Source organism: Nitrosomonas marina (assembly GCF_900111605.1).
Classification (GTDB): domain Bacteria; phylum Pseudomonadota; class Gammaproteobacteria; order Burkholderiales; family Nitrosomonadaceae; genus Nitrosomonas; species Nitrosomonas marina_A.
The window spans coordinates 27140-52503 of record NZ_FOIA01000022.1 but is presented as its reverse complement, the minus strand read 5'-3'; the positions used below and the strand labels follow the sequence as shown (position 1 = coordinate 52503).

The window sequence follows — 25364 nt, the reverse complement described above, 5'->3', positions numbered from 1 at the left end:
TCTTCTTTGTAATAACCCTGATTTATGTTTGATCCGCAATTCAGCGTCACCCATGATAAACAATGGCAATTCTGGATTGACCGTGGCGGCACATTTACCGACATTGTGGCGCGGTCGGTTAAGGGCGAACTGAAAACCTGCAAACTCTTGTCCGAGAACCCGGAACAGTATTCTGACGCGGCGCTTGCAGGTATCTGCAGGATTCTGGGTGTTACATCGGATCAAACTGTTCCGGCGCATTTGATCGACCATGTCAAAATGGGCACTACGATTGCAACCAATGCGCTGCTCGAGCGCAAAGGTGAGCGTGTGGCGCTGGTTATTACCGGTGGCTTTGCCGATGCCTTGCGCATCGGCTATCAAAACCGTCCGCGATTATTCGATCTGAATATTCAGCTGCCGGAAATGCTCTATGAAACGGTTATCGAAGCGCATGAGCGGATCGGTTCAGACGGTCAAGTCATCAAGACGCTCGACGAAACAGCGCTGGCTGCTGAATTACTCCACGCCTTTCGCCAGGGTATCCGTGCGGTGGCCATTGTGTTTATGCATGGTTATCGTTTTCATGCGCATGAATTGGCGGCTGCGCGCATTGCCAAAGATATCGGTTTCACGCAGATTTCCGTCAGCCATCAGGTCAGCCCGTTGATCAGGTTGGTGTCGCGCGGTGATACGACAGTAATGGATGCGTATTTGTCGCCGATTTTGCGCCGTTATATCGACCGGATTGAGACCGCGCTGGGTGATACGCAATTGTTGTTCATGCAGTCAAACGGGGGATTGACCCGGGCAGGCAAGTTTCAGGGCAGAGACAGTATTTTGTCCGGTCCGGCGGGAGGGGTGGTCGGTATGGCGCGCACGGCGGCAAAGGCAGGTTTTAGCAAGATCATCGGATTTGACATGGGCGGCACGTCGACCGATGTGAGCCATTATGATGGCAGTTTTGAACGTATTTATGACGGAGAGGTGGCCGGTGTACGTATCCGTGCGCCGATGATGGCGATTCATACCGTGGCGGCGGGAGGTGGTTCAGTTTTGCATTTTGACGGCAGTCGCTTTCGCGTTGGGCCTGACAGCGCTGGCGCCAATCCGGGGCCTGCATGTTACCGCCGTGCCGGGCCGCTGACGGTGACCGACTGCAACGTCATGCTTGGCAAAATCCAGCCGGATTTTTTTCCGCATATTTTTGGGCCGAATGCTGATGCCTCGCTGGATGCGGATATTGTCAGGAAAAAATTCGCTCAACTGGCTTGTGAAGTAACGGCTGCGAGCGACAGGGACTACACGCCCGAGCAGGTGGCGGAAGGTTTTCTGAAGATTGCCGTGGAAAACATGGCTAACGCAATCAAGAAAATATCGGTGGAAAAAGGCCGTGACATCACCGGCTATGCGCTCAACGGCTTTGGTGGGGCGGCGGGACAGCATGTCTGCCAGGTCGCCGATGTGCTGGGAATAAAGTCCATTCTGATGCACCCGCTGGCAGGTGTAATGTCGGCTTATGGTATGGGACTCGCCGATATCATCGCCATTCATACCGAAACGGTGGAGGCACCGCTTGATGCGCAGACATTGAAAATGGCCAGCCGATCACTGGACAAACTTGCACAGTCAGTGCAGCACGAAGTTGCCAGTCAGGGTATCGCGACCGTTAGCATTTCACTGATCAAAAGTATCGGCTTGCGTTATCAGGGCACCGATACGGTGTTGACAGTCAAGTGCGCGCCGCTTGCTCAACTGCAAACGGATTTTACCGAACTGCACCAGCGCCAGTTCGGCTTTACACAGCCCCAGCGCAGTCTGGTGATAGCAGCGGTGTCTGCAGAAGCAATCGGCAAGACCGGTGACGCTGCTGAAGGTCATTCCAATCGTGCTAATGAAGAAACCGGTTCGCGTGCAAAACCGCAACCGATCGAAACCGTTTCCATGATCAGCAACGATTTGCAATACGCTACACCGGTATATGCCAGTGGTCAGTTACAAGTCGGCGACCGTATTCAAGGCCCGGCGATCATCAGCGATGCCAATGCAACTATCGTCATTGAACCGGGCTGGCAGGCGCGGTGCCAGATTCATGGCGAACTGGTGCTTACACGGCATGAACCCCGCCCGCTGCGCGAAAGCATTGGCGCCAAAGCTGACCCAGTAATGCTGGAAATTTTCAACAACCTGTTCATGTCGATCGCCGAGCAGATGGGTGCGGCGCTGGCGAATACGGCATCGTCGGTCAATATCAAGGAACGGCTTGATTTCTCGTGTGCTGTATTCGATCGCTTCGGCAATCTGGTCGCCAATGCGCCCCATATGCCGGTGCATTTGGGCAGTATGGGAGAAAGTGTCAAGGCGGTGATTGCCGGTCACCCTGCCATGCAACATGGTGATGTATTCGCGATCAACGCGCCGTACAACGGTGGCACGCATTTGCCGGATGTCACAGTCGTGACACCGGTATTTGATATGCAGCGTAACCAGGTAATTTTTTACGTTGCATCGCGTGGCCACCACGCCGATTTGGGTGGCATCACGCCGGGTTCCATGCCCTCCGACAGTAAAACGGTTGAAGAAGAAGGTATTTTGTTTGACAACATTCAGATCGTGCGCAATCACGTACTGTTACGGGACGAGATCCGCCGGCTGCTTACCGGCGGACAGTATCCGGCACGTAACCCAGAACAGAATATTGCAGACCTCGGTGCGCAGATCGCGGCCAACGAGAAGGGTGTGCATGAACTCAAGCACATGGTTGACCATTTTGGTCTTGAAGTCGTTGATGCGTACATGCAGCATGTGCAGGACAACGCCGAAGAAGTCGTGCGCCGCGTGCTGGATATGCTTGCCGATGGCGAATTTGTTTATGAAATGGATGACGGTTCTGTCATTTGTGTAGCTATTCGTATCAACAAGCGTGCGCGCAAGGCCGTGGTCGATTTTACCGGCACTTCCGTGCAACGGCCCAACAACTTCAACGCGCCATTGCCGGTGTGTCGCGCGGCTGTTTTATATGTATTTCGTACGCTGGTGAATGATGAAATACCGCTCAATGCAGGCTGCCTGAAGCCGATCGAGATCATCGCGCCGAAAGGGTGCATGCTCAATCCACAATATCCCGCGGCCGTGGTCGCCGGAAACGTGGAAACCAGTCAGTGTGTGACCGATGCCCTGTACGGCGCGCTTGGCGTTATGGCTGCCGCGCAGGGTACGATGAACAATTTCACCTTCGGAAACGATCAATACCAGTATTACGAGACTATTTGCGGCGGCGCCGGTGCTGGACCTGGTTTCGACGGCCAGAGCGCCGTGCATACACACATGACCAACTCGCGCCTGACCGATCCCGAAATACTTGAGTCGCGTTATCCCGTCACAGTGGAAAGTTTCTTGATACGCAAAAATTCAGGTGGCCATGGAAAGCACAAAGGCGGTGACGGTGTCATTCGGAGTGTCCGTTTCAACAAACCCATGCATGCTGCCATTCTGTCCAATCACCGGCGTATCGCGCCATTCGGGCTGTATGGTGGGGAGCCGGGCAGACTGGGGCGTAATTGGTTGGAACGGAGTAATGGTGTGATCGAAGAGCTTGCCTCTGCTGCCAGTATGCAGCTTGAAGCAGGGGATATAGTGGTGATTGAGACGCCGGGCGGCGGGGGATATGAAAAAACAATTAGCTAGGTCAACTATTAATTTTTGATTAACAGCTTGCCGGGTTCGTTATTAAATTTTAAGAAATTTGGATAAATAGAATATCTAGAATTGTACGATGCAGTGTAGTTCTGGAGTGAGATTTGGAGTTGATGATTCATTGAGGGAATAACTGTAAACAAATACTGCCAAAATATTACACTCGCCGAAGTTATAATTTTTAACGATAGTTAATTTTCCAGTTGCTGATTATTTTTTTGGAAAGACTGAAAAAACTTTTCAAGAAGTCATCAACAAGAAAGTCATTGTCGATATTTTTTACATTTCTGCCAGGATAATAACAGATTTTTTTGTCATTTATTTATATATTATTGATATTAAATAATAATTATTTAAATGGCATGATTCTTGCTAGAGTATTCAATGAAACTTTAATAACAGAAGGGGAGATAAAAATGAAAAACAGAATCACTAAATGGATAATGGGAGCGTTACTGGTATTGAGTGTTTATTCGGTACATGCTGTTCCTGTTGACGTAGAACTGATTTTAGCGACCGATACCTCAGGTAGTGTTGATGCAGTGGATTTTGCACTTCGTCGAGATGGTATAGAGGCTGCATTTCGGAGCCCCACGGTAATTAACGCAATAGAAAATGGCACTATTGGAAGTATTGCAGTAACGCTATGGGACTTTGGCACAAATGTTGGTGTGGCGGTAGATTGGATGCAAATTAGTAATGCAGCACAAGCGAATGCGTTTGCGGATGCAGTTGCTGCTGCCGGTAGACTTGGCGGTGGTGGTGATGGTCAGGCAAACATGATAAGAGAAGCAACAATAGCCATAACTACAAATAATTATGAAGGGCGCGGTATTATAGATATCACATCTGAAGGTGTGCAAAGTGGGGAAGGGTGTACGTATACCAGTCCAGATTGTCAAGCTACAAGAGACGCTGGGGCAGCGTTTCTGGCAGCAGGCGGTTCCGCAATTAACGCAATTTGGATGAATGATAGAAATTTCTTTGGTCTCGATCAAAATGATCTCGTTGATGCATTTGAATACGGTAGTTTAAGTGTGATTACGGGCGCTGGCGCTTTCCAGGTTTTTGCAGAAACCAATCAAGACTTCATTGATGCGATTGATGACAAAATCATTCGTGAAATCCAAAACCCACCTACCGGTGTTCCCACACCAGGATCTTTACTTTTAATGGCACTCGGCTTTGTAGTATTTCGTTTGGTTCGACAAAAGTAACAGATTGAGATTTATAAGGAAATACCTAAAAAACTGAATCCCCCCATTTATGGGGGGTGTATTCTATGGGTTAGTATTTTCCTTTGAGAAATTGAAATGATAATTGGTCTGGTATCTGGAAATTAATAAATCGGTCAAGAATTAAGAGTGTCAGTTTATTAAATTTCACAGTATGTGATAAATGTGTATTAAGTGATACATTATTGGCGTGCAGACCATTTCTATTGCTTGGAAGACATGCGAAATAACTGATAGCGCATACTTCCCAATCAACTTTCAAAAGGCATTGTCTGGCCAAAAACGGTCTGCCAGTCCTGATTGAAACGATCTACGGCAGTTTGTGTAGCGGGATGCGAGACCATTTCGGCGGCGATGGCGGGCGGGATGGTGATCGCGGGTACACCGGCATTCAGTACGCCCAGTACTTGCCTCATATTTTTAAAGCTGGCGGGCAGTAGCCTGCCTGGCAGTTGATGCCGGTCGATCAGTGCCTGCAGATCGGCCACAACAACTGCACCTCCGATGCCGTCTATGCTGTCAACACCGTTTGTAACGATGGCATCAATACGGCTGACGTAAGGTGCCAAATAATCGGCACCGCAAAGTGCGGCCAGAAACCCCTGCTGTACGCTGTAGATGGCGGTTGCCAGTACGGGAATCCGTCGCGCTTTCATCATTCTAATCGCGGCAATGCCCGTCTCAGTGGCGGGGACTTTAACGACAATATCGTAGGGCAGTTTGTGCAGGTTTACTGCTTCATTAAGCATGGCATCAGCGCTTTCACTGACAATCTGTACGTGAATTCGCGCTTTTTCTCCAAGGACTTCTTTCACTTTAGGCAACAAATCATGCAAACCTGTATTTGCATTTGCCAGAATCGATGGGTTGGTAGTAATGCCGCGTAGTGGCAGGCAGGCACTAAAACGAATGATCTGATCAATGTCCACAGTGTCGAGATATAACTCAAACATAACCCAAAAATTGAACAGTCACCTTGTCTGGGAGCGGCTATTCGCCGTAAATCTGGACGCTGACCTTTCGTGTTCGCGGGCCGTCGAGCTCGTACAGCATTACCGATTGATATTGCCCCAGCACCAGTTCGCCATTTACAAGGGTAATCACTTCAGAGCTGCCCAACAACATGGCGGCCAGGTGCGAATGTGCATTTTCAGGTTCGTCTGGCGGACAGTCGCGCAGCGCAATATCGTTATGCAGATAACGGTCACCAGGCGGAATGAGACGCGTCAGAAAACTTTTAATATCTTCGGCCAGACGAGTTTCATTCTCATTAATGGCAATGGCCGTGGTAGTGTGCTGCGAAGTGACGGTAACAAACCCGTTCTGAATACCGGATTGCGTGACCGATTGTCTCAGTTCCGGCATCAGATCGTGCAGGGAGATCCCTTGTTCGGTCTGAAGCTCGATAAATGCAGGAAAAATTCTCACGTTTGTTGCTCTGTACCTGTAGTTCTAAAAAGTTACGCAATTTGACATTGTTAATGAACAAGCAGTCCTTGAATCTTTGTTGGTTTGTTTTCGAAAAGTCATTATTGTAAACGAATACGGACTGCTGCAATCATTTTGATTCTCAGCATCTATTTTTTTCGTTATTCGAAGTATCCGGATGAACTGTCGGTCCGTTGACAGGAATTTGCCAGTCAGTATGTTCACTGATACGGCTTTTTATCCTAGAATAGGCAGTCTTGCTTTCAAGTATAAAAATACTAACGCAATAATGAGAAAAATTTTTTTTACTGCATTGCTGGTTGGTTTATTAATTTTTTGCGCACCCGTGTTTGCGAAATGGGTACTTGTCCATAAAGACCCAGACAGACAGGCGAGGCATTTTTTTGATCCGACCACAGTCCGGCAGAGTGGCGACCATTACAAAAAAGTGTGGATTCTGTCCAGCTATGATGAAAAGCAAAAAGGAGGCTATCAGTCACTGAAGACATTTTACGAGTTCGACTGTGAAATTGACCGGGCACGCTCCTACACAATGCTGCTTTATCCGGGTGTTATGGCCAAAGGCAGCACTATTGGTGCTCACCATGATGAACTGAAGGAGTGGTTCGATTATTCCGAGACTTCCTTTTTTAAACGTATCTCTACTGCGGTTTGTAATCGATGAGCGGGATTTGGTGCAGCGCTACTGGAAATGCTCTCGCTCTTTATTGAACAGTGCCATTGTAAAACAAGGTGGCTGTGGCTAGACATACCGGTCTGTTTTTGTATCACATGATGAGGTTGATTTTGACACGAAAGCGCAATCTAAACGCAATGATGCTGGTTATTTTAGTGCCGCTATTATCGGGTTGCTGGATGGCTGTGGCAGCGGGTGCCGGAGCCTATGGCGGTTATAAAATGAAGGAAAAGGGCTACACGGTGCAGAGCCCCATTACCAAAGAGGGCAAGCGATCTGAAAAGAACAAGGAATAACTGCTGACACTTTGTCAGAGTTTTTCAGTTTTTTCTTTTCCATCGGATTTGCCGTTTATTTCTTCTGACGTGCTTTTTTTATTATAAAAGCTGTCTATGATGAGCAGGGCTGCACCTACAAAAATCGCCGAATCCGCAATGTTGAATGCCGGCCAATGATACTCGCCGATGTAGAAATCAAGAAAATCGACGACATATCCAAGTGTAATACGATCCCATAAATTACCGATAGCGCCGCCAAGTATCAGGCTAAGCGATAAACAAAACAGTTGCTCGGTTTTATATTTGTTCAACATATAGATAATAATAATAGAAGCGCCCGCGGCGATCGCGCTTAAAAACCAGCGCTGCCATCCGGAGGCTTCGCTTAGGATGCTGAAGGCTGCGCCGGTGTTGTAGGTCAGTACCAGATTGAAAAAATCTGTCACAGGAATTTGCTGGCCATAGACCATTGACGTTTGTACCCAGTATTTGGTTGCCAGATCCAGCGTTAAAACAATCAGCGCGATGCTCAGTGAGTAGTATAGTTTCATGTCAGCAGACTTGTGCGTATGTGCGTTCAAAGCATGAGTAGACATTCAGGCTGAAGAGCATGGGTTGCGGTTTATTTCAGGCATATCGTCTGTCTTCACCTGTTCCATCGAGATTGGATATGCAGCGCCCGCACAGATTGGGGTGTTCGGAATGTTGACCAACATCGCTGCGATAATGCCAGCAGCGTTCACATTTCGAATGACGGCTCGGTGTAACCGTGACTTCCAATATCTGAGCAGTTTCTGCTGCTTCCACCCTGGATTCTGAAGTAATCAGGACAAACCGTAAATCATTTTCAAGTGATTGTAACAGTGTACAGTCATTACCACCTGCGCGGATATTTACAGTTGCCGCCAGTGATGATCCAATCTTTCCCTGTGCCCTGGCATCCTCAAGCTTTTTCAATACCTGGGCGCGCAATACGCGAATTCTGCTCCAGCGGTCGCATAGTTGTTGTGCGTCAGGTTGTTCTGGAAAATGATGCCAGGTATGCAGCAGCACGCTGTCGTCTGGCTGCCCGGACAGGTGCTCCCAGGCTTCTTCGGCTGTAAAACTCAGGATGGGCGCAAACAGGCGGATCAGGCTGTGAGTAATATGATAAAGCGCACTTTGTGCGGCACGCCGTGGCGGACTGGCGGCGGCTGCGGTGTAAAGCCTGTCTTTCAGAATATCTAGATAAAAGCCGCCGAGATCTTCAGAGCAGAAATTGTGCAGTTTGTGTACCACCTGGTGGAACTCATAACGGCTATAGATCTGTACGAGTTCTTCCTGGAAATTGTTACTGTATGCCAGCATATAACGGTCTATTTCCAGCCAGTCCTCAATTGCCAGCATGTCTTTTCGCGCGTCAAAGTCCGTCAGATTAGCCAGCAGAAAACGCAGGGTATTACGAATGCGACGGTAGCTTTCAACGACACGTTTGAGGATTTCTTCGGAAATTGAAAGCTCGCCGGAGTAATCGGTGGATGCAACCCACAGGCGTAAAATGTCGGCGCCATAGGTATCCATGACCTTTTGCGGTGCGATCACGTTGCCTTTGGATTTGCTCATCTTGTGTCCGTTGCCGTCGACGACAAACCCGTGCGTCAGCAGTGCGCGGTAGGGAGCGTGGCTGTCAATGGCGCAGCCGGTCAGCAGAGACGATTGAAACCAGCCACGATGCTGGTCGGAACCTTCCAGGTATAAGTCGGCCGGATGGTCGAGCTGTGAATTGGGTTTGACTACAGTATCATGCGTTGTTCCTGAATCGAACCATACATCGAGCGTATCGGCCAGCTTAATATAATGCTGTGTGTCCTCACCAAGTAATTCGGCTTCATCTAGCGAAAACCAGGCCTCTATGCCTTGCTTTTCGACTTTTTGTGCGACTTGTTCGAACAGTTCCATGGTGCGCGGATGCGGTGAGTGGGTGTTTTTGTGGACGAATAACGCCATCGGAACACCCCAGTTACGTTGTCGGGAGACACACCAGTCAGGGCGGTTCTTGATCATGGCCTCCAGTCGTGCCCGTCCCCATGCGGGATAAAACCGCGTATTGTCTACTGCTTGCATGGCAAGATCACGTAAGGTTTTTCCCTGGTAGATGGTATCGGAATTTGTATCTGAATGTCGTGCCAGATTCATACCGATGAACCACTGCGGTGTTGAGCGAAAAATAATGGGAGTTTTATGTCGCCAGCAGTGTGGATAACTGTGTTCTATATTTTTCAGAGAGAGCAGATGGTGGCTGTTCTGCAATGCGTCAATGACGATGTCGTTAGCTTTCCAGACAAATAAGCCGCCAACCAGCGGTTTATCCATAATAAATTTGCCATCGCCTTCAACCGGACTCTCGTTGGGAAGGCCATATTGTTGGCCGACAAAATAATCGTCCAGACCGTGAGCGGGCGCAGTATGTACCAGACCAGTACCGGCTTCCAATGTTACGTGTTTACCGCAGATGATTTTGACACGTCGGTTTTCGAATGGGTGTTGCAATGGCAGGTGTTCGAGCGCCTGGCCTTTACACTGCCCTATTGTCTTACCCTCCAAATCATAGCGTTCCAGGCAAGTCTGCTTCAGTTCTGTTGCCAGTATGAGCATGCCCCGATGTGTCTCAACCAGATCATAGTCAAAGTCGGGGTGGACACAGACAGCCTGGTTGGCTGGCAGCGTCCAGGGTGTGGTCGTCCATATGACTGCCATGATTCTGCCATCTGGCAAAGCGCCGGTATCAAGGTTAAAGGCTGTTCGTAATTGCGTTTCTGCATTGCCTCCATCTGTCTGAATGACATCAAAGCCAACGTCAATTGCCGGAGAAGTTTTGTCTTCATATTCAACTTCCGCTTCGGCAAGGGCAGAGCCGCAATCAATACACCAGTTGACAGGCTTTTGCCCCTGATACAGATAACCGTTTTGATAGATTTTCCCCAGTGTGCGAATAATGTCAGCCTCAGTTTGGAAATTCATGGTGAGGTAAGCCTGATCCCAGTCACCCAAAACACCCAGCCTAATGAAATCCGCTTTCTGCCGCGAAACCTGTTCTGCAGCAAATGCCCGACAAAGTTCGCGTACTTTATCGGCGGACAGCTGCTTACCGTGTTTTTTTTCTATCTGATGTTCGATGGGCAAACCGTGGCAGTCCCATCCCGGTATATAGGGCGCATCGAAACCGGCCAGTGTTTTACTTTTTATAATGATATCTTTGAGAATTTTGTTGACGGCGTGTCCGATATGGATGTCACCGTTTGCGTACGGCGGTCCATCGTGCAAAGTGAATTTTGGTCTTCCTTTACTTACCGCACGGATTTTTTGATACAGTTTTTTTTGCTGCCAGGACTCGAGCATGGCGGGTTCCCTTTTGGCGAGATTGCCGCGCATGGGAAAAGGCGTATCGAGTAAATTAAGCGTTTTTTTATAATCAGTCATGAAAAAAATTAAAAATCGTTTCACGTCGAAATCGATAGGCTGCATTTTGCAATCATATACGAATCGGTATTGAGTGTTGCTATTTTATGACATTGTGTTGTAATTGTGATGAATTATACGTGATTACGGTTTATTTCGAGACTTAACTGGCTAAACCACGGAATCCGTCATTTGATTGAAAAAAAGTTTTGCCTGTTCGATGTCTTTGCCTATTTGTTGTACAAGCTGGGTTAAATCGGAGTATTTTTCTTCATCGCGTAGTTTATGCAGAAAGTCGACTCGCAAATGATAGCCGTAAATCGACCGGTCAAAGTTGAGCAAGTGAACTTCCAGCACCGGTTCGCAGTTTTGATGGACAGTCGGCCGAACGCCGAGACTGGCGACGCCGGGCAGCGCAGCAGATGGTGCCGATTGGATGGCGCCGTATACTTTAACGACAAAAATACCCGAAATAGGCGGGCGATTGTGCCTGATGTGAATGTTGGCGGTTGGAAAGCCAAGTCTTTTTCCAAGCTTGTCGCCGTCAACGACACGCCCACTGATACTAAAGGGTCTGCCCAGAAAGCGGCGGGCTGTATGCAGATCACCGGCATTTAACAGTTTTCTTATGTGGCTGCTTGACACGCGCTGCCCATCTATTAAAACGCCCGGCATTTCTTCCACTTCAAAACCAAATTGCCCGGACTGTGCCTTCAACATAGCGAAATCGCCGGCTCGGCGCGCACCAAAACGAAAGTCGTCGCCAACCAGTAACCAGCGAACAGAAAGTTCCTGAATTAGTATTCGATCTACAAAAGCTTCGGGGCTTATTTTTGCGAAATCATAGTTGAAGCGGTATACTCGTACATAATCTATTTTCGATCCGGCTAGCTGTTGCAGTTTTTCCCTGAAGCTAGTGAGGCGAGTAGGTGCTTGATCTGGTGCGAAAAATTCGCGTGGATGCGGCTCAAAGGTCATGACGCAAGCAGCAATCCCAAGTTTGTCGGCAGCGTCTTTCAAACGGGACAGAATGGCTTGGTGACCTAAATGAACGCCGTCAAAGTTGCCGATTGTCAGTGCAAGCGGTGTCTTATGATTTGGTGAAGGATTGCTTCGCCAGATTTGCATGTAAGTAACAACCTTAAAATAATAATTTTAGCTTGGTTTTGCCAGACTGGTCTAGGTTTGCGCAAGATTGTGATCGAAAGACAACGATTGACTCTGGAATTTTTCCGGTGTTATGTGTTGCTGTTTGGTGAAAACCATTACGGCAGTCTTATTACACTTATACCCACGGAGAGCGAAATGAATACTACATCGATACAGACAAAACAGGATTATGGTTCCGACCCGGTATCGGTTCGTGAAACGGATCAATATCGTGCGGAATATGTGCATGCTTTTGTACAAAAATGGGATTCACTGATTGACTGGAATGCGAGAATTCAATCTGAAGGCTCGTTTTTTATCGACAAACTTAAAGAGAGAGGTTGCAGGCAAATACTGGATGTGGCGACTGGAACCGGATTTCATTCGGTCCGTCTGCTGGAAGCCGGGTTTGAAGTAGTCAGTGCTGATGGCAGTGCTGAGATGCTGTCGAAGGCCTTTGCCAATGCCCGGTCGCGCGGTCATATTCTGCGTACCGTGCAGGCCGACTGGCGCTGGCTGAATCGTGACGTACATCAGAAATTTGATGCGATTATTTGTCTCGGTAACTCGTTTACACATTTGTTTAATGAAAATGACCGCCGTAAGGCACTGGCTGAGTTTTATGCCGCATTGCGACACGATGGTGTATTGATACTGGACCAGCGTAACTATGATGCCTTAATTGACTTCGGTTTTAACAGTACACATACTTATTATTATTGTGGCACTGATGTATCGGTAAAACCGGTGCACGTTGATAAGGGATTGGCCCGATTTGAATACAGCTTTTCCGATGGCGATCAATATTTTCTAAATATGTTTCCGCTCAGAAAAGATTATACAACACGGCTGATGCAGGAAGTCGGTTTTCAGCATATTGAAACGTTTGGAGATTTTCAGGAAACCTATCGAGAAAGCGAACCGGATTTTTTTATCCATATCGCCGATAAAGCCTATCACTCTGCAGACGAATAGTATGATGGACTCAAATAAAACTCAACCAGCTGCCGTTGAAACTGCGCGTGATTATTATAACAGCGAAGATGCAGATCATTTTTATAGCACAATTTGGGGTGGGGAAGATATTCACATCGGGCTGTATGAAAGTGTAGATGAGCCAATCAACGTGGCAAGTCATCGAACAGTACAGACCATGGCCAAATATATTCCTGAATTAAAATCAGGTTCTGTCTTGCTTGACCTGGGTTCCGGTTATTGTGGCGCTGCCCGTTATCTGGCAAAAGCTTACGGTGTGCAGGTAAAGGCGGTGAATTTAAGCGAAGTTGAAAATCAGCGCGCGCGCGAGTTAAATGCAGCTGCACATCTGTCCGAAAAAATCCAAGTAATAGATGGCAGTTTTGAATCATTGCCATTTACAAGCGCTGATGAGTCAACCGGTTTTGATGTTATCTGGTCACAGGACGCGATTTTGCACAGTGCACAGCGAGAGCAGGTATTGGCAGAGGCCTACCGGGTATTGAAGCCGGGTGGACATTTTGTTTTTACCGATCCAATGCAGGCCGACGATTGTCCTGCTGGTGTTTTGCAACCGATACTTGATCGCATCCATCTATCTTCATTGGGTTCGCCGGATTATTATCGGCAGGTTGCTGCTCGGTTGGGTTTTGATGTAATCAGATTTGATGATCTGACTCAGCAGTTGATCAATCACTACCAACGAGTGCTTGATGAAACAGAGAAACATACCGGAGAACTAACGGGAAAAATCGATCCGGCTTATATTGAACGCATGAAGACCGGGTTGAATTATTGGATTGATGGCGGTAGGAACGGTTATCTGGCTTGGGGCATTTTTTTGCTGCATAAACCATAAGCGAGAGTTTCGATTGCAAAAAACGCTAGACTGAGAAAAACAACTGTTTTTTTCAGTCCTATGCCTGTTGAAGATTCCGCCCGGGGTTTTAGCCATGAGACAATGGAAAAACCAGCGGATTATATAGTATTAGTAAAAAGACTGAGGCGCGCGCTCATTTATGCTGACATATTCTGCAATATGGGTCTTTCTTGAGTTTGATTGTGCGCCAATTCATGGTAAGACCGTTCAGTAGCTGTAACCTGCCATTCAGGGTTTCGCCAATTCTCAGCAGTGTCTTGATCGTTTCAGCTGCCTGAATACTGCCAATAATACCAACCAGTGGGGAGAAGACACCCATGATTGCGCATGGCATATCCCCGGTTTCTCCATCAAGCGGATAGAGGCAGTGATAACAGGGACTGCGCTGTGAACGCAAGTCGAAAACGGAAACCTGCGCTTCAAAACGAACCGCAGCACCTGAGATCAGAGGCTTTCGGTTTTCAACGCAGGCTTTATTAATGTTATGACGCGTTTCAAAATTATCACTCGCGTCAATGACTGCATCGGATCCGGCAACAAGCTGTTGTAAATTCGCTTCATTTGCGTATTCAGAACAGGCAGCAATATTTATTTCCGGATTTAGACCGGACAATGTGGTCTGGGCTGAGTGTGCTTTGAGAAGACCCACTGCGGATGATGGATGTACAATCTGGCGTTGAAGATTAGTTAAGTCTACAGAATCACCGTCGCAGATTGTCAATTTACCAATACCGCTGGCGGCAAGATAAAGTGCTGCAGGCGACCCTAAACCACCGGCCCCAATAATCAGTACATGTGCTTTAAGTAATGTTTCCTGACCTGAAATATCAATTTCGGGAAGCAAAATATGCCGGCTATACCGGAGCAACTGGTGATCGTTCAAAACGTAAGCTGCTCCGGATAACTGCTAACCGCCTGCACTATCAGATTTTTTTTCAGGAGATGTGGTTATGCCTTTAAAGTAATTCATAGCTTGAATAAGCAGAAGATCATCCTCGGATCCGAATTCAATCGGACCACTGGTTTTCTTGCTTTTACTTTCTTCTTTTTGGGACTTGTTTGCCGATTCTTCAGTAACTTTCTCAACTGCTGACTTTTTCTCGCCTTTTTGGCCATTGGCAATATGTCTACTTAAGTCCGCTTCGCGCAGGCGTTGATCATCATCCGCTGATTCATCCAGTATATCCGGGGTAATGCCGGTTGCCTGGATAGAATGACCGTTCGGCGTATAGTAGAGCGCAGTCGTTAGTTTTATTGCGGTGTCATTACCCAACGGCAATACTGTTTGCACAGAGCCTTTGCCAAATGTTTGTGATCCCATAACGATGGAGCGTTTATGATCCTGCAGCGCTCCCGCCACAATTTCTGAAGCTGAAGCAGAGCCGCCATTGACTAATGTGATCATTGGCACAGTCTTGATTTCTCCGGGTAAATCCTGCAGATAATCCCTGCCATGGCCGCGGAGATAATATTCAGGATTGGCGTGTAATCGCATTTTTGCATCTGCTGTGCGACCTTCTGTGTAAACAACCAGTGCATTTTCAGGAAGAAAGGCAGCAGACACGGCAACTGCGCCATTTAACAGGCCACCTGGGTCATTACGTAAATCGAGAATGAGTCCTTGCATGGGTTTTGTGCTTTCTGAAAACAGTGTTTTAATTGCTTTCGCCAGACTTTCTCCAGTATATTCCTGAAACTGTGTGATACGGATATATGCATAGCCTGGTTCGAGTAGTTTTGATTTGACACTTTGGATCTTGATGATGTCACGAACCAGGTTAAATACCAGCGGCTCCTTTTCGCCTTCCCGGACAACGGTAATTTTAATCGCGGTTTTCGGCTTGCCGCGCATCAGTTTGATTGCTTCGGTGAGAGTCATTCCTTTGACTGCCGTATCATCCAGCTTGACAATCAGGTCACCCGTTTGAATGCCTGCCCGGAATGCCGGCGTGTCTTCTATTGGGGAAATGACTTTGACCAGTCCATCTTCCATGGTGACTTGAATACCCAATCCGCCAAACTCACCATGTGTACCGATTTGTAATTCCTTGTATTCATCCTTGTCCAGATACGAAGAATGCGGATCAAGACCAACCAGCATACCGTTGATGGCTTCTGTAATCAGGCGCTTGTCTTCCACTGATTCTACGTAATCACTTTTAATGCGTCCGAATACCTGTGCAAAAGTGCGTAGTTCCTCGATTGGCAGCGGATGCATGATTTCCGTTGAATCTCTTTTGGCGATAGCGGAAAAATTCAAACTGAGCATCACGCCCGTGATTGCGCCAACAAAAACCAAACCTGCTTTTTTTACTATGTTACTCATGATGCTGTCTCCGCACTTATGAATTCTAAGTGATTAAATTATACTTGGTCGAAAACTGAATGATAAATTTAAACTGTTTTTGCAAATGATCATACAATAAAAACAAGTGAATATATTACTTATATAACGGTTTGTTATTTAATTCCTTACCACTTGCAAAGCATGTTTTGCGTATTTATATATCATTCATTCTATTTTTATCCATGTCAACGGATCAAACGCTTTTCCTTTGTGACGCAATTCAAAGTATAGTCCTGAATCCGGATTGCCGCCGCTGTTACCTACGGTAGCGATGGTGTCACCACTCTGGACAATGTCGCCAACTTGTTTCAAAAGCACTTCGTTGTTGCCATATAAACTCATGTAATCATGTGAATGGTCAACAATGATAAGATTACCAAAGCCGCGTAGCCAGTCGGCAAATACAATTTGTCCTGTTGCAATAACTTTGACGTCGCTGCCTTCTGGTGAACGGATAAACAATCCTTTCCATCTAACATGCCTACCTGAACGTTGACCACCAAAACGGTTAACAAGTTTCCCGCGAACAGGCAGATTGAGCTTGCCTTTGAGTGATTTGAAGGCGCTATTCTGGTGCCTGGAATCTGGCAGGCGGGTATTATTCAATACATTCTTCTGATTTTCCTGTTTGAAAAGCTTGTTGATTTCATCAACCAGTTTTGCAATACGTTGCTCGTCACGGGTAAGCTTGTCAATTTCGTTATGCTGTTGTTTGATTTCTTGGGATAAACGTGAAAACGTAGTCTTATGTATTGCCTGTTTTTGCTCGAGGATCTGGTTCTGGTTTTCGTATTCAGCCTCTATTGTAGACAACTGAGCTTGTTTTTCACTGGCAGATTGCGCAAGCACCTGCAGTTGATTTAGATCGTTGAGAAGGCTGTCGATATGCTCTGAGCGCGCATTGGAAAGTTGTTTATAGTAATGCATATCACGTGCCATCTGGTTGGGGTCCTGTGAATTGAGCAGTGTACGCAGATAATGACGTTCGTTTCCCAGATATTGTTGAAACAGTAAAGCGCTCAATTGCGCTTGTTCCGTTTCCCTTGCTAGTGTAAGTTGTTTATGCTGTGCATGAATATTTTCTAACGCTTCATCAATTTTTTGCTTGTCTTTGCTTAGCTGATGCAGCTTTCTTTTAATGTTACTGATAGCACGCTCGGTGTCGCGCAGTGCTTCTGCAGCGTCCTGTTTGTTTTTTTCCTGAACAGTCAATTCGGTTTGTAGCGCCTGTATACGGCTGCGTAAGTTGTCCAGCTGCTTATGTTTGTCCGAAGCGGTAGCGGTGTAATGATACAGCAGCGATATGCTGGATAGAATTAACAGGATTACCAATTGAATGGTTGTGAATTGTGTTGGCTTCACGTCCGGAGAAATACTATTAGGTAATAGATAAGAAGCAGTTCGTGAGCATGTGCTCGCAGACTGGTTGCCACAGACAGTGTAACAAGCTGACGGGTTATCCTGCAGATCTTCCTTGATTGGCAACCTGTTGCATGGCATCCTGTATCAGTGTCTGGTCGCCCAGGTAATAACTGCGCAACGGAATAAGCTCGTCATCCAGTTCGTAAATTAACGGAATGCCAGTTGGAATATTGCAATTTAGTATATCCTGATCTGATATATTGTCTAGATACTTAACCAGAGCACGAAGAGAATTGCCGTGTGCTGTAATTATAATATTTTTTCCGGATTGAACCTGTGGTGCGATAATGTTTTTCCAATACGGAAGAAATCTTGCAACAGTGTCCTTGAGACATTCTGTTCGAGGTAGTTCAGAGCGATTAAGGTTTTTATACCGTATATCTGTTCCGGGATATCGTTCATCCTCAATTGACAGTTCGGGCGGCCTGATGTCATAGCTGCGGCGCCAGATCAACACCTGCTCATCACCGAATTTGGCGGCGGTTTCTGCTTTGTTCAGGCCTTGCAGTGCGCCATAATGTCGTTCATTGAGGCGCCAGGTATTATGAATAGGAAGCCACATCAGATCCATGACGTCAAGCGTTAGCCATAATGTACGAATAGCGCGTTTTAGCACTGATGTGTACGCAATATCGAAACTAAAACCTGCTTCACTTAAAAGCCTGCCTGCATTCCGGGCTTCTTTGATACCTTTGGGTGTTAAATCAACATCTGTCCAGCCTGTAAACCGATTTTCTTTATTCCAGATACTTTCTCCATGACGAAGAAGGACGATTTTTTTCATGTATTATTTGGGATTGTGTGTTGCGTTCTTTCTTTTAATCTGTGCAGAAGCGTATTTTACTTGATTTTGAAGTGTTGCGCAGCATCTGTCTGATTTTTGGAGTGAATTAATTGACCGGGTAGTAAATGTTTCATGATTCATACAACATATCAACGTGTGAAATAATGAAAGCTCTGGTTTTGCTGTTTGCTCAATCAATTGCGTTAGGTGCAATGGCATGAAATTGATACATCGGCAAGTCTGGTAAAAAATTAACGTCGCAGGTAAATAAAAGAATAGCTGGCATGCAGGTAAACCACGAATGCTTTTGCGCAAAGCGATTTGATGTGGTTTCTGATAGAATCCAATTCGTGAAAACATTATAAAACACAGGATTAAACATTTTTATGGAAGAATCATCAATTTTTCAGGATTACTTTTTGCTCAGGATAGAAAACATTTTTTTTGTGATTGCCGCAATCGTCAGTGCTGCGTTGCTGATATGGCCTGCATTCACAAAGCGCGGCGCTAAGGAAATTGATACGCGCAAGGCGATAGAATTGATAAATTACGAAGATGCTATTGTGCTAGATGTGAGAGATGACAGCGAATTTGCTGCGGGTCATTTGCCCAATTCTAAGCACATACCGACTGAGAAGATTGAAGAGCGATGGGTTGAATTGACGAAATATAAGGAGAAACCTATTGTCGTTATTTATAAAAGTGGTATACGATCAGGTCATGCGAGTAATATATTGTATAAAAACGGATTTGGGAAAGTGCATAATTTGATGGGTGGAATCGATGCCTGGAAACGCGCGAGCCTGCCTATAGTCAAGAGATAAACAATGAGCAAGGTAATCATGTATACAACCGGGTTCTGTCCTTATTGCAAAATGGCAGAAAAATTATTGCGTTCCAAAGGTGTGGAAAAAATTAAGGAAATACGGATTGATCTTGACCCTGAGCAACGCAGTGAAATGATGAATAAAACGGGACGCAGAACAGTCCCGCAAATTTATATCGGAGAAAAACATGTCGGAGGATATGATGATCTTGCGCGACTGGATCATCTTGGAGAACTAATGCCTTTGCTGGCATCTTAGGTCCAGACTTGGAAGTAAATATAAATTAAAATTTCAGGGTTAAAATAATAAAATGAGCGAGCAACAACAACCAGCATTCAATATCGAAAAAATTTATGTAAAAGATCTGTCGCTTGAAATTCCGAATGCGCCCGGTATATTTCTCGAGCGCGAGGCGCCACAAGTGAATCTGCAACTCAATACGCAAAACCATGTGGTTAAAGAAGGGCTTTACGAAGTTCTGGTGATGGTGACGGTGACAGCAAAAGTGAAAGATCAGGTTATGTTTCTGATCGAGGTGCAGCAGGCAGGTATTTTCAGAATAAGCAATGTGCCAGAAAATGAGATTGGGCCGGTTTTAGGTATCGGGTGTCCAAATATTTTGTTTCCCTACGTTCGAGAAGCGGTCTCCGATGTCGTAACACGTGCGGGATTTCCGCCGGTGATACTCAATCCTGTCAATTTTGAAGCGGTTTATAATCAGAGCCAGCAACGTGCCGGTTCAGAGTCAGCGGAAACAAAGCAGTAATGAAACTCCTGCTGAAAATAATGTGTTGTATCCGACATACGCCATATATTCTGTGTTCGAGTATTTACACGTGTTGCGTAAATATTTTTTTGGTGAGCCTGCTCTGCCTGGCGCCAGCTCTGGTGAAAGCAGACATGGATTTTTATTCAATCGCAGAAAATGCGACTGTTATGTACGATGCGCCGTCTGTAAAATCAGGCAAATTATATATTGCCGGCGCAAACCTGCCGATAGAGGCAATAGTGAATGTCGAAGGCTGGGTCAAAGTGCGGGACAGCAGCGGCAGTTTGGCCTGGGTTGAGAAAAAAGCATTGAGTAAACAGCGGTTTGTTATCGTGACGGTGCCTGTCGCAAACATATACCACAAAGCTGAAGAAGGAGCGGAGATGGTTTATCAGGCACAGGAAAATGTAGTTTTGGAGTGGCTGGATTCGAATACACCAGGCTGGGTAAGAGTGCGTCATCAGGATGGGCAAACTGGATTTGTCAGAGCTGATCAGGTCTGGGGCTCATGAGACTTGCCATTTTGGGTGCAGGTGCATGGGGTACAGCACTGGCTATCAATCTGTCAGCACGTCATCAGGTAACGCTCTGGACGAAAGATTCGAATCATCTGTCTGAATTGCTGTCCAGTCGTATCAATTTGAGTTTCTTTCCGGATTTTCCTTTGCCGGATAATTTGTATCTGACAGCATCACTGGCTGAAGCGCTTGAGAATACTGAACTTGTTTTAATTGTAGTTCCGGTGTCCGGCTTTGGCGAGACACTTCACGATTTGGTAAAAACGTGCAAAAAAACACCTGTTATCTGGGGATGTAAGGGATTCGAATCGGGAACTGCCAAGTTGCCTCATCAGATCGTTGCAGAAGTGTTGCCAGACCAACTGTCATGTGGTGTTATTTCGGGGCCAAGTTTTGCCGTGGAAGTTGCGAGAGGTCTGCCGACTGCGCTGACGTTGGCTTCCGAGGATGAAAATTTTTCCCGTGAAATGGCCAGTCAGCTGCATAGCAAAAACTTGCGTATTTATACCAGCCAGGATGTAATTGGTGTGGAAACAGGCGGTGCTATCAAGAATGTCATTACCATAGCTGCTGGCATATCCGATGGTATGGGATATGGTCATAATGCGCGTGCGGCACTCATTACGCGTGGATTGATGGAGATTACACGTCTGGGGCTTGCGCTGGGTGGAAAAATGGAAACTTTCATGGGACTTGCTGGTGTAGGCGATTTGTTGCTGACTTGTACGGGAGATTTGTCGCGAAACCGTCGTGTTGGACTGCTCCTGGCCGCTGGCAAGCCTCTTTCAGGAATTTTAAGTGAGTTGGGTCATGTTGCGGAGGGGGTGCACACGGCAAGTGCCGTATTGCAGTTAGGCCGTAAATTCAACGTAGATATGCCAATTACAGAAGCCGTATGCAAAATTTTGCTTGAGGGTATGCCGGCTAGAGCTGCTGTGGACATGCTGTTGAATCGTGAGCCCAAGGCTGAGATTTATTGATGTTGTCTATTAAATATCAGAAATTGCATATTGCGGATAAATTGTCTATCTGTTTATTCGAAAACACCCAGTAAACAAGATGTTCGTTTTGGGCACAATGCCCTTGGAATTGGTAATTTATTTTTTTGAAGTGTGATGTAATCTCTTGACCTTGCACAGATGGCTTGATATAAGTGCGTTTGTGCAGTAGTTGCTTGTGAATTAATGACCAACAAACCTAAAAGGGGAATTATATGAACAAATCCGAACTCATAGAAGCAATAGCAAAATCTGCTGATATTCCAAAAGCTACGGCTGGTAGTGCATTGGATGGTGCATTATCTGCAATAACATCTGCACTAAAAAAGAATGACACCGTTACTTTAGTCGGATTTGGGACTTTTAAGGTGGGTAAACGGGCCGCCCGTACTGGGCGTAATCCTCGTACTGGAGCAGCCATTAAAATCAAAGCTGCAAAGGTTCCTAAATTTAGTGCTGGTAAAGCACTTAAAGATGCAGTAAACTAGCGGCCTTTACAGACGGGGTGCTTAGCTCAGCTGGTAGAGCGTCGCCCTTACAAGGCGAATGTCGGCGGTTCGATCCCGTCAGCACCCACCAGTTAAATAAGTGTTTATTATCTGTAGTATTTGTAGGAGTGGTAGTTCAGTTGGTTAGAATACCGGCCTGTCACGCCGGGGGTCGCGGGTTCGAGTCCCGTCCACTCCGCCAATATGTGTCTGTCATAAAGATTGTTATTATCGCCTCATTTAACCGTCGGTTTGAATGAGGCGTTTTAGTTTTGTCGCTTATCAATAGACGATGTCAATAATAAAAGAATACATTTATGCAATTCTTGCATATGATGATGTTTTTTTAAGCTGACTTCCTTTTGTCACGTAACTAACGGGTTTTCATAGCTGTGTTTGATTTTGTTAATCGTAAAAAGCGAATTGTTCAGGTAGTACTTTTGTTGGCTGTATTGCCATTCATGTTCTGGGGTGTTCAGTCATACCGCAGCGACGGTCAGGAAGGCTATATTGCTATTGTTGACGGAGAGGAAATACAGCGCCGAGAATTTGAGCAGGCGCTGCGGGATCATCAGGCCAGATTGCGTGCCATGTTTGGTGGAAATTTTGACAGCGCGATGCTGGATAGTTACGAAGTCAGGGACTCGGTTCTTGAACGTTTGATTCAGCAGCGCCTGTTATTCCGTGAGGCTGTCAGTAACGGTTTTACTGTACTAGATTCTCAACTGATGAGTGAAATCGGCCAGATTCCTGAGTTTCACCTGGACAACAAGTTTTCAAAAAAGCAATATGAAAGTTTTTTGCGCAATGAAGGTTTGAGTCCAGTGACATTTGAGTCGCGTGTGCGACAGGAATTGTTGTTAAGGCAACTGCTCGATGGCTATAGCGAATATGGTTTTGTTTCGGATACGGTCACTAATCGGGTTACCTATTTGAGCGAAGTTGAACGCGTAGTCAGTCAGGCACAGATTAAACCGGAAGATTATATATCCCGGATTGAACCTGCGGAAGAAGAAATAAAAACCTACTATGATACGCATCAATCAGAATTTTTTCTGCCCGAACGTGTGCGCGTTGAATATCTGGTTTTATCGCTTGAATCGCTGGCAGAAAATGAGCCTGTAAGTGACGAGGCGGTTCAAGCTTATTATGAAGAGCATCGTGAGGAATTCGGTCAACCGGAGGAGCGGCGTGCCAGTCACATTCTGATTGCCGTTGCAGCAACCGCAGAAGAGGAAGAAAAGCGACAGGCGCGCGAAGAGGCAGAAGGTATTCTGGAGTTGGTGCTGCAGGATCCAGAGCAGTTTGCCAAGCTCGCGGAAGAGCATTCCGATGATCCCGGATCGTCCAGTCTAGGCGGTGATCTTGGTTTTTTCGGGCGTGGTGTCATGGTTAAAGAGTTTGAAGATGAAATTTTTCAGATGCAGCCGGATGAGGTGCGTGGCCTTGTCGAGACTGATTTTGGTTTCCATATTATTCTGTTGACTGAAATCAAGGAGGCAAAAACAGCTGAATTGGCTGATGTGAAAGAACAGATTGAAGAAAGGCTAAAATTGCAGATGGCCAGCAACATTTTCGGTGAGGCTGCTGAGGAATTTAGTAATACTGTCTATGAGCAAAGCGACAGCCTTTTGCCCGCAGCTGAAAAGTTTGAATTAACCATACAAGAATCCGACTGGATTAATAGGAATTCAGATGAGCCCTCAGTGCTAGCGGATCAATCGATGATGAATGCAATTTTTTCTGAGGAGACTTTAGTAGATAAACGCAATACTGAGGCGATCGAAGTAATGCCCGATACACTCGTGTCGGCGCGTGTGCTGGAGCATCGTCAGGCAACGGCGCAGTCTTTATCGGTTGTTCGGGATGAGATTGTTGAACGGCTCAAGCGGCAGCTCGCGGAAGAAAAAGCTGTTAAAGAGGGGCGAGAATTGCTGGCAGACTTACAGAATGGAGTGGAGGATACGGTTGACTGGGGTGAGCCAAAGCAGGTGTCTTACATGCAACCGGACGGATTGAGCCAGGAGATGTTGCGAGCAATATTCAAAGCGGATATCGATAGTTTGCCGGTTTATACGGGCGTTGAAGATATGCAGGGTGGATACAGTCTGATACGTATCAGTCAAGTGATTGAGCCTGAAACAATCGATAAAGAGAGAAAAGCAGACTTTGGCAAGCAGTTGCAGCAAATGAAAACCCAGGAAGAAATGTCGGCGTATCTGGATGGGGTCAGACAACGATACGATGTTACCATCAAACGAGACAGCTACTGATTTGCATATTGATCAACAGCTGTTTATTTCTTATCACGATGGGTAGGAACCGGCTGTTTTTATAAAGACAGAAAAACAGTGAGTCAGTGATTTCAATGGTTTCGCGAAACGGCAAAACTGGCCAGCTGCATGAGGCATTCCTTATATTCAGATTCGGGTAATCCGGTTATGGCTTCAATGGCCGTTTCGATTTCAGACAATGCGCACTTTCGAGCATAATTCAGCGCGTCAGTTTGCCGGATTACATCCAGTACGTGCTCGAAACCGTCAGTACCACCGGCCTCAATTGCTTTACGAATCAGATTTGCCTGTTCCGTAGTGCCAGATCGCATAGCGTATATGAGCGGCAGTGTCGGTTTTCCCTCAGACAAGTCATCGCCCAGGTTCTTTCCCGTATCCTGATTATCGCCTGAATAATCCAGCACGTCGTCAATGAGCTGAAATGCAGTGCCCAGGTGCATTCCATAAACAGCCATGGCCTCTTCCTGTTCCGGTGTGGCATTGCCCAGAATCGCACCTAGTCGACTGGCCGCTTCAAACAGTTTTGCTGTCTTGAAACGGATGACCTGCAAATAATTTTCTTCATTTACATTCGGGTCACGGCAATTCAGCAACTGTAAAACCTCGCCTTCGGCGATTGTGTTGGTTGCATCGGCCAATACCTGCATTACATGCATATTGTTGACCTCGACCATCATTTGAAAAGCGCGTGAATAAAGAAAGTCGCCTACCAGTACACTGGCAGCATTGCCAAACAGCGCATTGGCGGTTTCTTTGTTACGGCGCATCTCGGATTCGTCGACAACATCATCGTGCAATAATGTTGCTGTATGAATGAATTCGACAACCGCAGCCAAGTTGTAGTGAAAATTTCCGGTATAGCCAAAAGAACCGGCGGATAAAATAACTAAAGCTGGTCGCAGACGTTTGCCGCCACTGTTAATAATATACTCGCTGACCTGACGTATGAGTGCGACATGAGAATGTAGTTTTTGCCGAATGACATTATCCACCTTGCCCATGTCCTGGGCAATAAAGCTCCTGATATGTTCTATTGACACGTTGTTACCTTGAAGAAAACGCTATGTTAGAAATGAGATACTTGTGTGTCAAGCTCAAAGGTGTAATCAATGTAAATTTACTCCACAAAAGCGGCTGAATTAGGTATAATCTCGTGTTCTGT

23 protein-coding genes and 2 tRNA genes are annotated in these 25364 nt (G+C 46.3%); 15 read left to right on the top strand and 10 right to left on the bottom strand.

The window, feature by feature from the left end; translation table 11 throughout:
* The first annotated feature begins 24 nt into the window (after positions 1 to 24).
* Positions 25 to 3666, top strand: coding sequence for a hydantoinase B/oxoprolinase family protein (locus BMY62_RS10705; protein WP_090659499.1), 3642 nt, complete (start codon positions 25 to 27; stop codon positions 3664 to 3666).
* Positions 3667 to 3986: 320 nt separating this feature from the next.
* Positions 3987 to 4892 carry a DUF1194 domain-containing protein gene (locus BMY62_RS10700; RefSeq protein ID WP_143058793.1) on the top strand — a complete coding sequence of 302 codons (906 nt, stop codon included), beginning with the start codon at positions 3987 to 3989 and terminating at the stop codon, positions 4890 to 4892.
* Between the two features lie 269 nt (positions 4893 to 5161).
* Here the strand turns inward: BMY62_RS10700 and BMY62_RS10695 are convergent, their stop codons facing one another.
* On the bottom strand, positions 5162 to 5863 hold the full coding sequence (locus BMY62_RS10695) for a transaldolase family protein (RefSeq protein WP_090659494.1): 702 nt from the start codon (positions 5861 to 5863) through the stop codon (positions 5162 to 5164).
* 37 nt (positions 5864 to 5900) lie between these two features.
* Positions 5901 to 6338, bottom strand: a complete 438-nt coding sequence (locus BMY62_RS10690; protein WP_218142970.1) for a secondary thiamine-phosphate synthase enzyme YjbQ — start codon at positions 6336 to 6338, stop codon at positions 5901 to 5903.
* A 289-nt stretch (positions 6339 to 6627) separates the two neighbouring features.
* Between BMY62_RS10690 and BMY62_RS10685 the strand changes: the two genes are divergently transcribed.
* Positions 6628 to 7023: a surface-adhesin E family protein gene (locus BMY62_RS10685; protein WP_143058792.1), complete on the top strand. Its 396-nt coding sequence runs from the start codon at positions 6628 to 6630 to the stop codon at positions 7021 to 7023.
* Between the two features lie 74 nt (positions 7024 to 7097).
* The gene (locus tag BMY62_RS10680; RefSeq protein WP_256207562.1) at positions 7098 to 7331 is read left to right on the top strand and encodes a hypothetical protein; all 234 of its coding nucleotides are present in this window, start codon (positions 7098 to 7100) and stop codon (positions 7329 to 7331) included.
* A gap of 14 nt (positions 7332 to 7345) precedes the next feature.
* Here the strand turns inward: BMY62_RS10680 and lspA are convergent, their stop codons facing one another.
* From lspA to BMY62_RS10665, 3 genes are all read right to left on the bottom strand, one after another.
* The gene (gene lspA, locus BMY62_RS10675) at positions 7346 to 7864 is read right to left on the bottom strand and encodes a signal peptidase II (RefSeq protein ID WP_090659529.1); all 519 of its coding nucleotides are present in this window, start codon (positions 7862 to 7864) and stop codon (positions 7346 to 7348) included.
* A 76-nt stretch (positions 7865 to 7940) separates the two neighbouring features.
* Positions 7941 to 10772, bottom strand: a complete 2832-nt coding sequence (gene ileS, locus BMY62_RS10670) for an isoleucine--tRNA ligase (protein WP_090659526.1) — start codon at positions 10770 to 10772, stop codon at positions 7941 to 7943.
* A gap of 150 nt (positions 10773 to 10922) precedes the next feature.
* Positions 10923 to 11879 carry a bifunctional riboflavin kinase/FAD synthetase gene (locus BMY62_RS10665; RefSeq protein WP_090659488.1) on the bottom strand — a complete coding sequence of 319 codons (957 nt, stop codon included), beginning with the start codon at positions 11877 to 11879 and terminating at the stop codon, positions 10923 to 10925.
* 177 nt (positions 11880 to 12056) lie between these two features.
* Here BMY62_RS10665 and BMY62_RS10660 point away from each other — a divergent pair, with 177 nt between their 5' ends.
* On the top strand, positions 12057 to 12875 hold the full coding sequence (locus tag BMY62_RS10660; protein WP_090659486.1) for a glycine/sarcosine N-methyltransferase: 819 nt from the start codon (positions 12057 to 12059) through the stop codon (positions 12873 to 12875).
* Between the two features lies 1 nt (position 12876).
* On the top strand, positions 12877 to 13734 hold the full coding sequence (locus BMY62_RS10655) for an SAM-dependent methyltransferase (protein ID WP_090659483.1): 858 nt from the start codon (positions 12877 to 12879) through the stop codon (positions 13732 to 13734).
* Between the two features lie 154 nt (positions 13735 to 13888).
* Here BMY62_RS10655 and BMY62_RS10650 read toward each other — a convergent pair whose 3' ends face one another.
* The 4 genes from BMY62_RS10650 to gpmA form a co-directional block, all read right to left on the bottom strand.
* Positions 13889 to 14638 carry a HesA/MoeB/ThiF family protein gene (locus BMY62_RS10650; RefSeq protein ID WP_090659480.1) on the bottom strand — a complete coding sequence of 250 codons (750 nt, stop codon included), beginning with the start codon at positions 14636 to 14638 and terminating at the stop codon, positions 13889 to 13891.
* A gap of 24 nt (positions 14639 to 14662) precedes the next feature.
* On the bottom strand, positions 14663 to 16081 hold the full coding sequence (locus tag BMY62_RS10645) for a S41 family peptidase (protein ID WP_090659477.1): 1419 nt from the start codon (positions 16079 to 16081) through the stop codon (positions 14663 to 14665).
* Between the two features lie 186 nt (positions 16082 to 16267).
* The gene (locus BMY62_RS10640) at positions 16268 to 17464 is read right to left on the bottom strand and encodes a murein hydrolase activator EnvC family protein (RefSeq protein WP_177170360.1); all 1197 of its coding nucleotides are present in this window, start codon (positions 17462 to 17464) and stop codon (positions 16268 to 16270) included.
* Positions 17465 to 17558: 94 nt separating this feature from the next.
* Positions 17559 to 18308: a 2,3-diphosphoglycerate-dependent phosphoglycerate mutase gene (gene gpmA / locus BMY62_RS10635; protein WP_090659471.1), complete on the bottom strand. Its 750-nt coding sequence runs from the start codon at positions 18306 to 18308 to the stop codon at positions 17559 to 17561.
* A gap of 386 nt (positions 18309 to 18694) precedes the next feature.
* Here gpmA and BMY62_RS10625 point away from each other — a divergent pair, with 386 nt between their 5' ends.
* The 9 genes from BMY62_RS10625 to BMY62_RS10585 all read left to right on the top strand — a co-directional run bounded on the left by BMY62_RS10625 (position 18695) and on the right by BMY62_RS10585 (position 24181).
* Positions 18695 to 19132 carry a rhodanese-like domain-containing protein gene (locus BMY62_RS10625; protein ID WP_090659465.1) on the top strand — a complete coding sequence of 146 codons (438 nt, stop codon included), beginning with the start codon at positions 18695 to 18697 and terminating at the stop codon, positions 19130 to 19132.
* Between the two features lie 3 nt (positions 19133 to 19135).
* Positions 19136 to 19393, top strand: coding sequence for a glutaredoxin 3 (grxC, locus tag BMY62_RS10620; protein WP_090659461.1), 258 nt, complete (start codon positions 19136 to 19138; stop codon positions 19391 to 19393).
* 52 nt (positions 19394 to 19445) lie between these two features.
* Positions 19446 to 19901 carry a protein-export chaperone SecB gene (secB, locus tag BMY62_RS10615; protein ID WP_090659458.1) on the top strand — a complete coding sequence of 152 codons (456 nt, stop codon included), beginning with the start codon at positions 19446 to 19448 and terminating at the stop codon, positions 19899 to 19901.
* 134 nt (positions 19902 to 20035) lie between these two features.
* Complete coding sequence (locus tag BMY62_RS10610; RefSeq protein ID WP_256207560.1) at positions 20036 to 20416, top strand: SH3 domain-containing protein; 381 nt, start codon at positions 20036 to 20038, stop codon at positions 20414 to 20416.
* Positions 20413 to 21402 carry an NAD(P)H-dependent glycerol-3-phosphate dehydrogenase gene (locus BMY62_RS10605; RefSeq protein WP_090659456.1) on the top strand — a complete coding sequence of 330 codons (990 nt, stop codon included), beginning with the start codon at positions 20413 to 20415 and terminating at the stop codon, positions 21400 to 21402. Before BMY62_RS10610 ends, BMY62_RS10605 begins: the two co-directional genes overlap by 4 nt.
* Positions 21403 to 21635: 233 nt before the next feature.
* Entirely contained in the window at positions 21636 to 21908 is a 273-nt protein-coding gene (locus tag BMY62_RS10600) for an HU family DNA-binding protein (RefSeq protein WP_090631190.1), read from the top strand.
* Positions 21909 to 21923: 15 nt separating this feature from the next.
* A tRNA-Val gene (locus BMY62_RS10595) sits at positions 21924 to 21999 on the top strand.
* Positions 22000 to 22033: 34 nt separating this feature from the next.
* Positions 22034 to 22110 (top strand) — tRNA-Asp (locus BMY62_RS10590).
* Between the two features lie 190 nt (positions 22111 to 22300).
* Entirely contained in the window at positions 22301 to 24181 is a 1881-nt protein-coding gene (locus tag BMY62_RS10585) for a SurA N-terminal domain-containing protein (protein ID WP_090659453.1), read from the top strand.
* Between the two features lie 92 nt (positions 24182 to 24273).
* Here BMY62_RS10585 and ispB read toward each other — a convergent pair whose 3' ends face one another.
* Positions 24274 to 25242, bottom strand: coding sequence for an octaprenyl diphosphate synthase (gene ispB, locus BMY62_RS10580; protein ID WP_090659450.1), 969 nt, complete (start codon positions 25240 to 25242; stop codon positions 24274 to 24276).
* Positions 25243 to 25364 lie beyond the last annotated feature (122 nt).

Excerpts from the sequence above, each read along its gene's own strand:
- BMY62_RS10665 (WP_090659488.1), bottom strand. The coding sequence starts at position 11,879 with ATGCAAATCTGGCGAAGCAATCCTTCACCAAATCATAAGACACCGCTT.
- secB (WP_090659458.1), top strand. The coding sequence starts at position 19,446 with ATGAGCGAGCAACAACAACCAGCATTCAATATCGAAAAAATTTATGTA.
- BMY62_RS10610 (WP_256207560.1), top strand. The coding sequence starts at position 20,036 with ATGGATTTTTATTCAATCGCAGAAAATGCGACTGTTATGTACGATGCG.
- BMY62_RS10685 (WP_143058792.1), top strand. The coding sequence starts at position 6,628 with ATGAGAAAAATTTTTTTTACTGCATTGCTGGTTGGTTTATTAATTTTT.
- grxC (WP_090659461.1), top strand. The coding sequence starts at position 19,136 with ATGAGCAAGGTAATCATGTATACAACCGGGTTCTGTCCTTATTGCAAA.
- BMY62_RS10625 (WP_090659465.1), top strand. The coding sequence starts at position 18,695 with ATGGAAGAATCATCAATTTTTCAGGATTACTTTTTGCTCAGGATAGAA.
- BMY62_RS10660 (WP_090659486.1), top strand. The coding sequence starts at position 12,057 with ATGAATACTACATCGATACAGACAAAACAGGATTATGGTTCCGACCCG.
- BMY62_RS10600 (WP_090631190.1), top strand. The coding sequence starts at position 21,636 with ATGAACAAATCCGAACTCATAGAAGCAATAGCAAAATCTGCTGATATT.
- BMY62_RS10645 (WP_090659477.1), bottom strand. The coding sequence starts at position 16,081 with ATGAGTAACATAGTAAAAAAAGCAGGTTTGGTTTTTGTTGGCGCAATC.
- BMY62_RS10695 (WP_090659494.1), bottom strand. The coding sequence starts at position 5,863 with ATGTTTGAGTTATATCTCGACACTGTGGACATTGATCAGATCATTCGT.
- ileS (WP_090659526.1), bottom strand. The coding sequence starts at position 10,772 with ATGACTGATTATAAAAAAACGCTTAATTTACTCGATACGCCTTTTCCC.
- BMY62_RS10705 (WP_090659499.1), top strand. The coding sequence starts at position 25 with ATGTTTGATCCGCAATTCAGCGTCACCCATGATAAACAATGGCAATTC.
- gpmA (WP_090659471.1), bottom strand. The coding sequence starts at position 18,308 with ATGAAAAAAATCGTCCTTCTTCGTCATGGAGAAAGTATCTGGAATAAA.
- BMY62_RS10605 (WP_090659456.1), top strand. The coding sequence starts at position 20,413 with ATGAGACTTGCCATTTTGGGTGCAGGTGCATGGGGTACAGCACTGGCT.
- BMY62_RS10655 (WP_090659483.1), top strand. The coding sequence starts at position 12,877 with ATGATGGACTCAAATAAAACTCAACCAGCTGCCGTTGAAACTGCGCGT.
- lspA (WP_090659529.1), bottom strand. The coding sequence starts at position 7,864 with ATGAAACTATACTACTCACTGAGCATCGCGCTGATTGTTTTAACGCTG.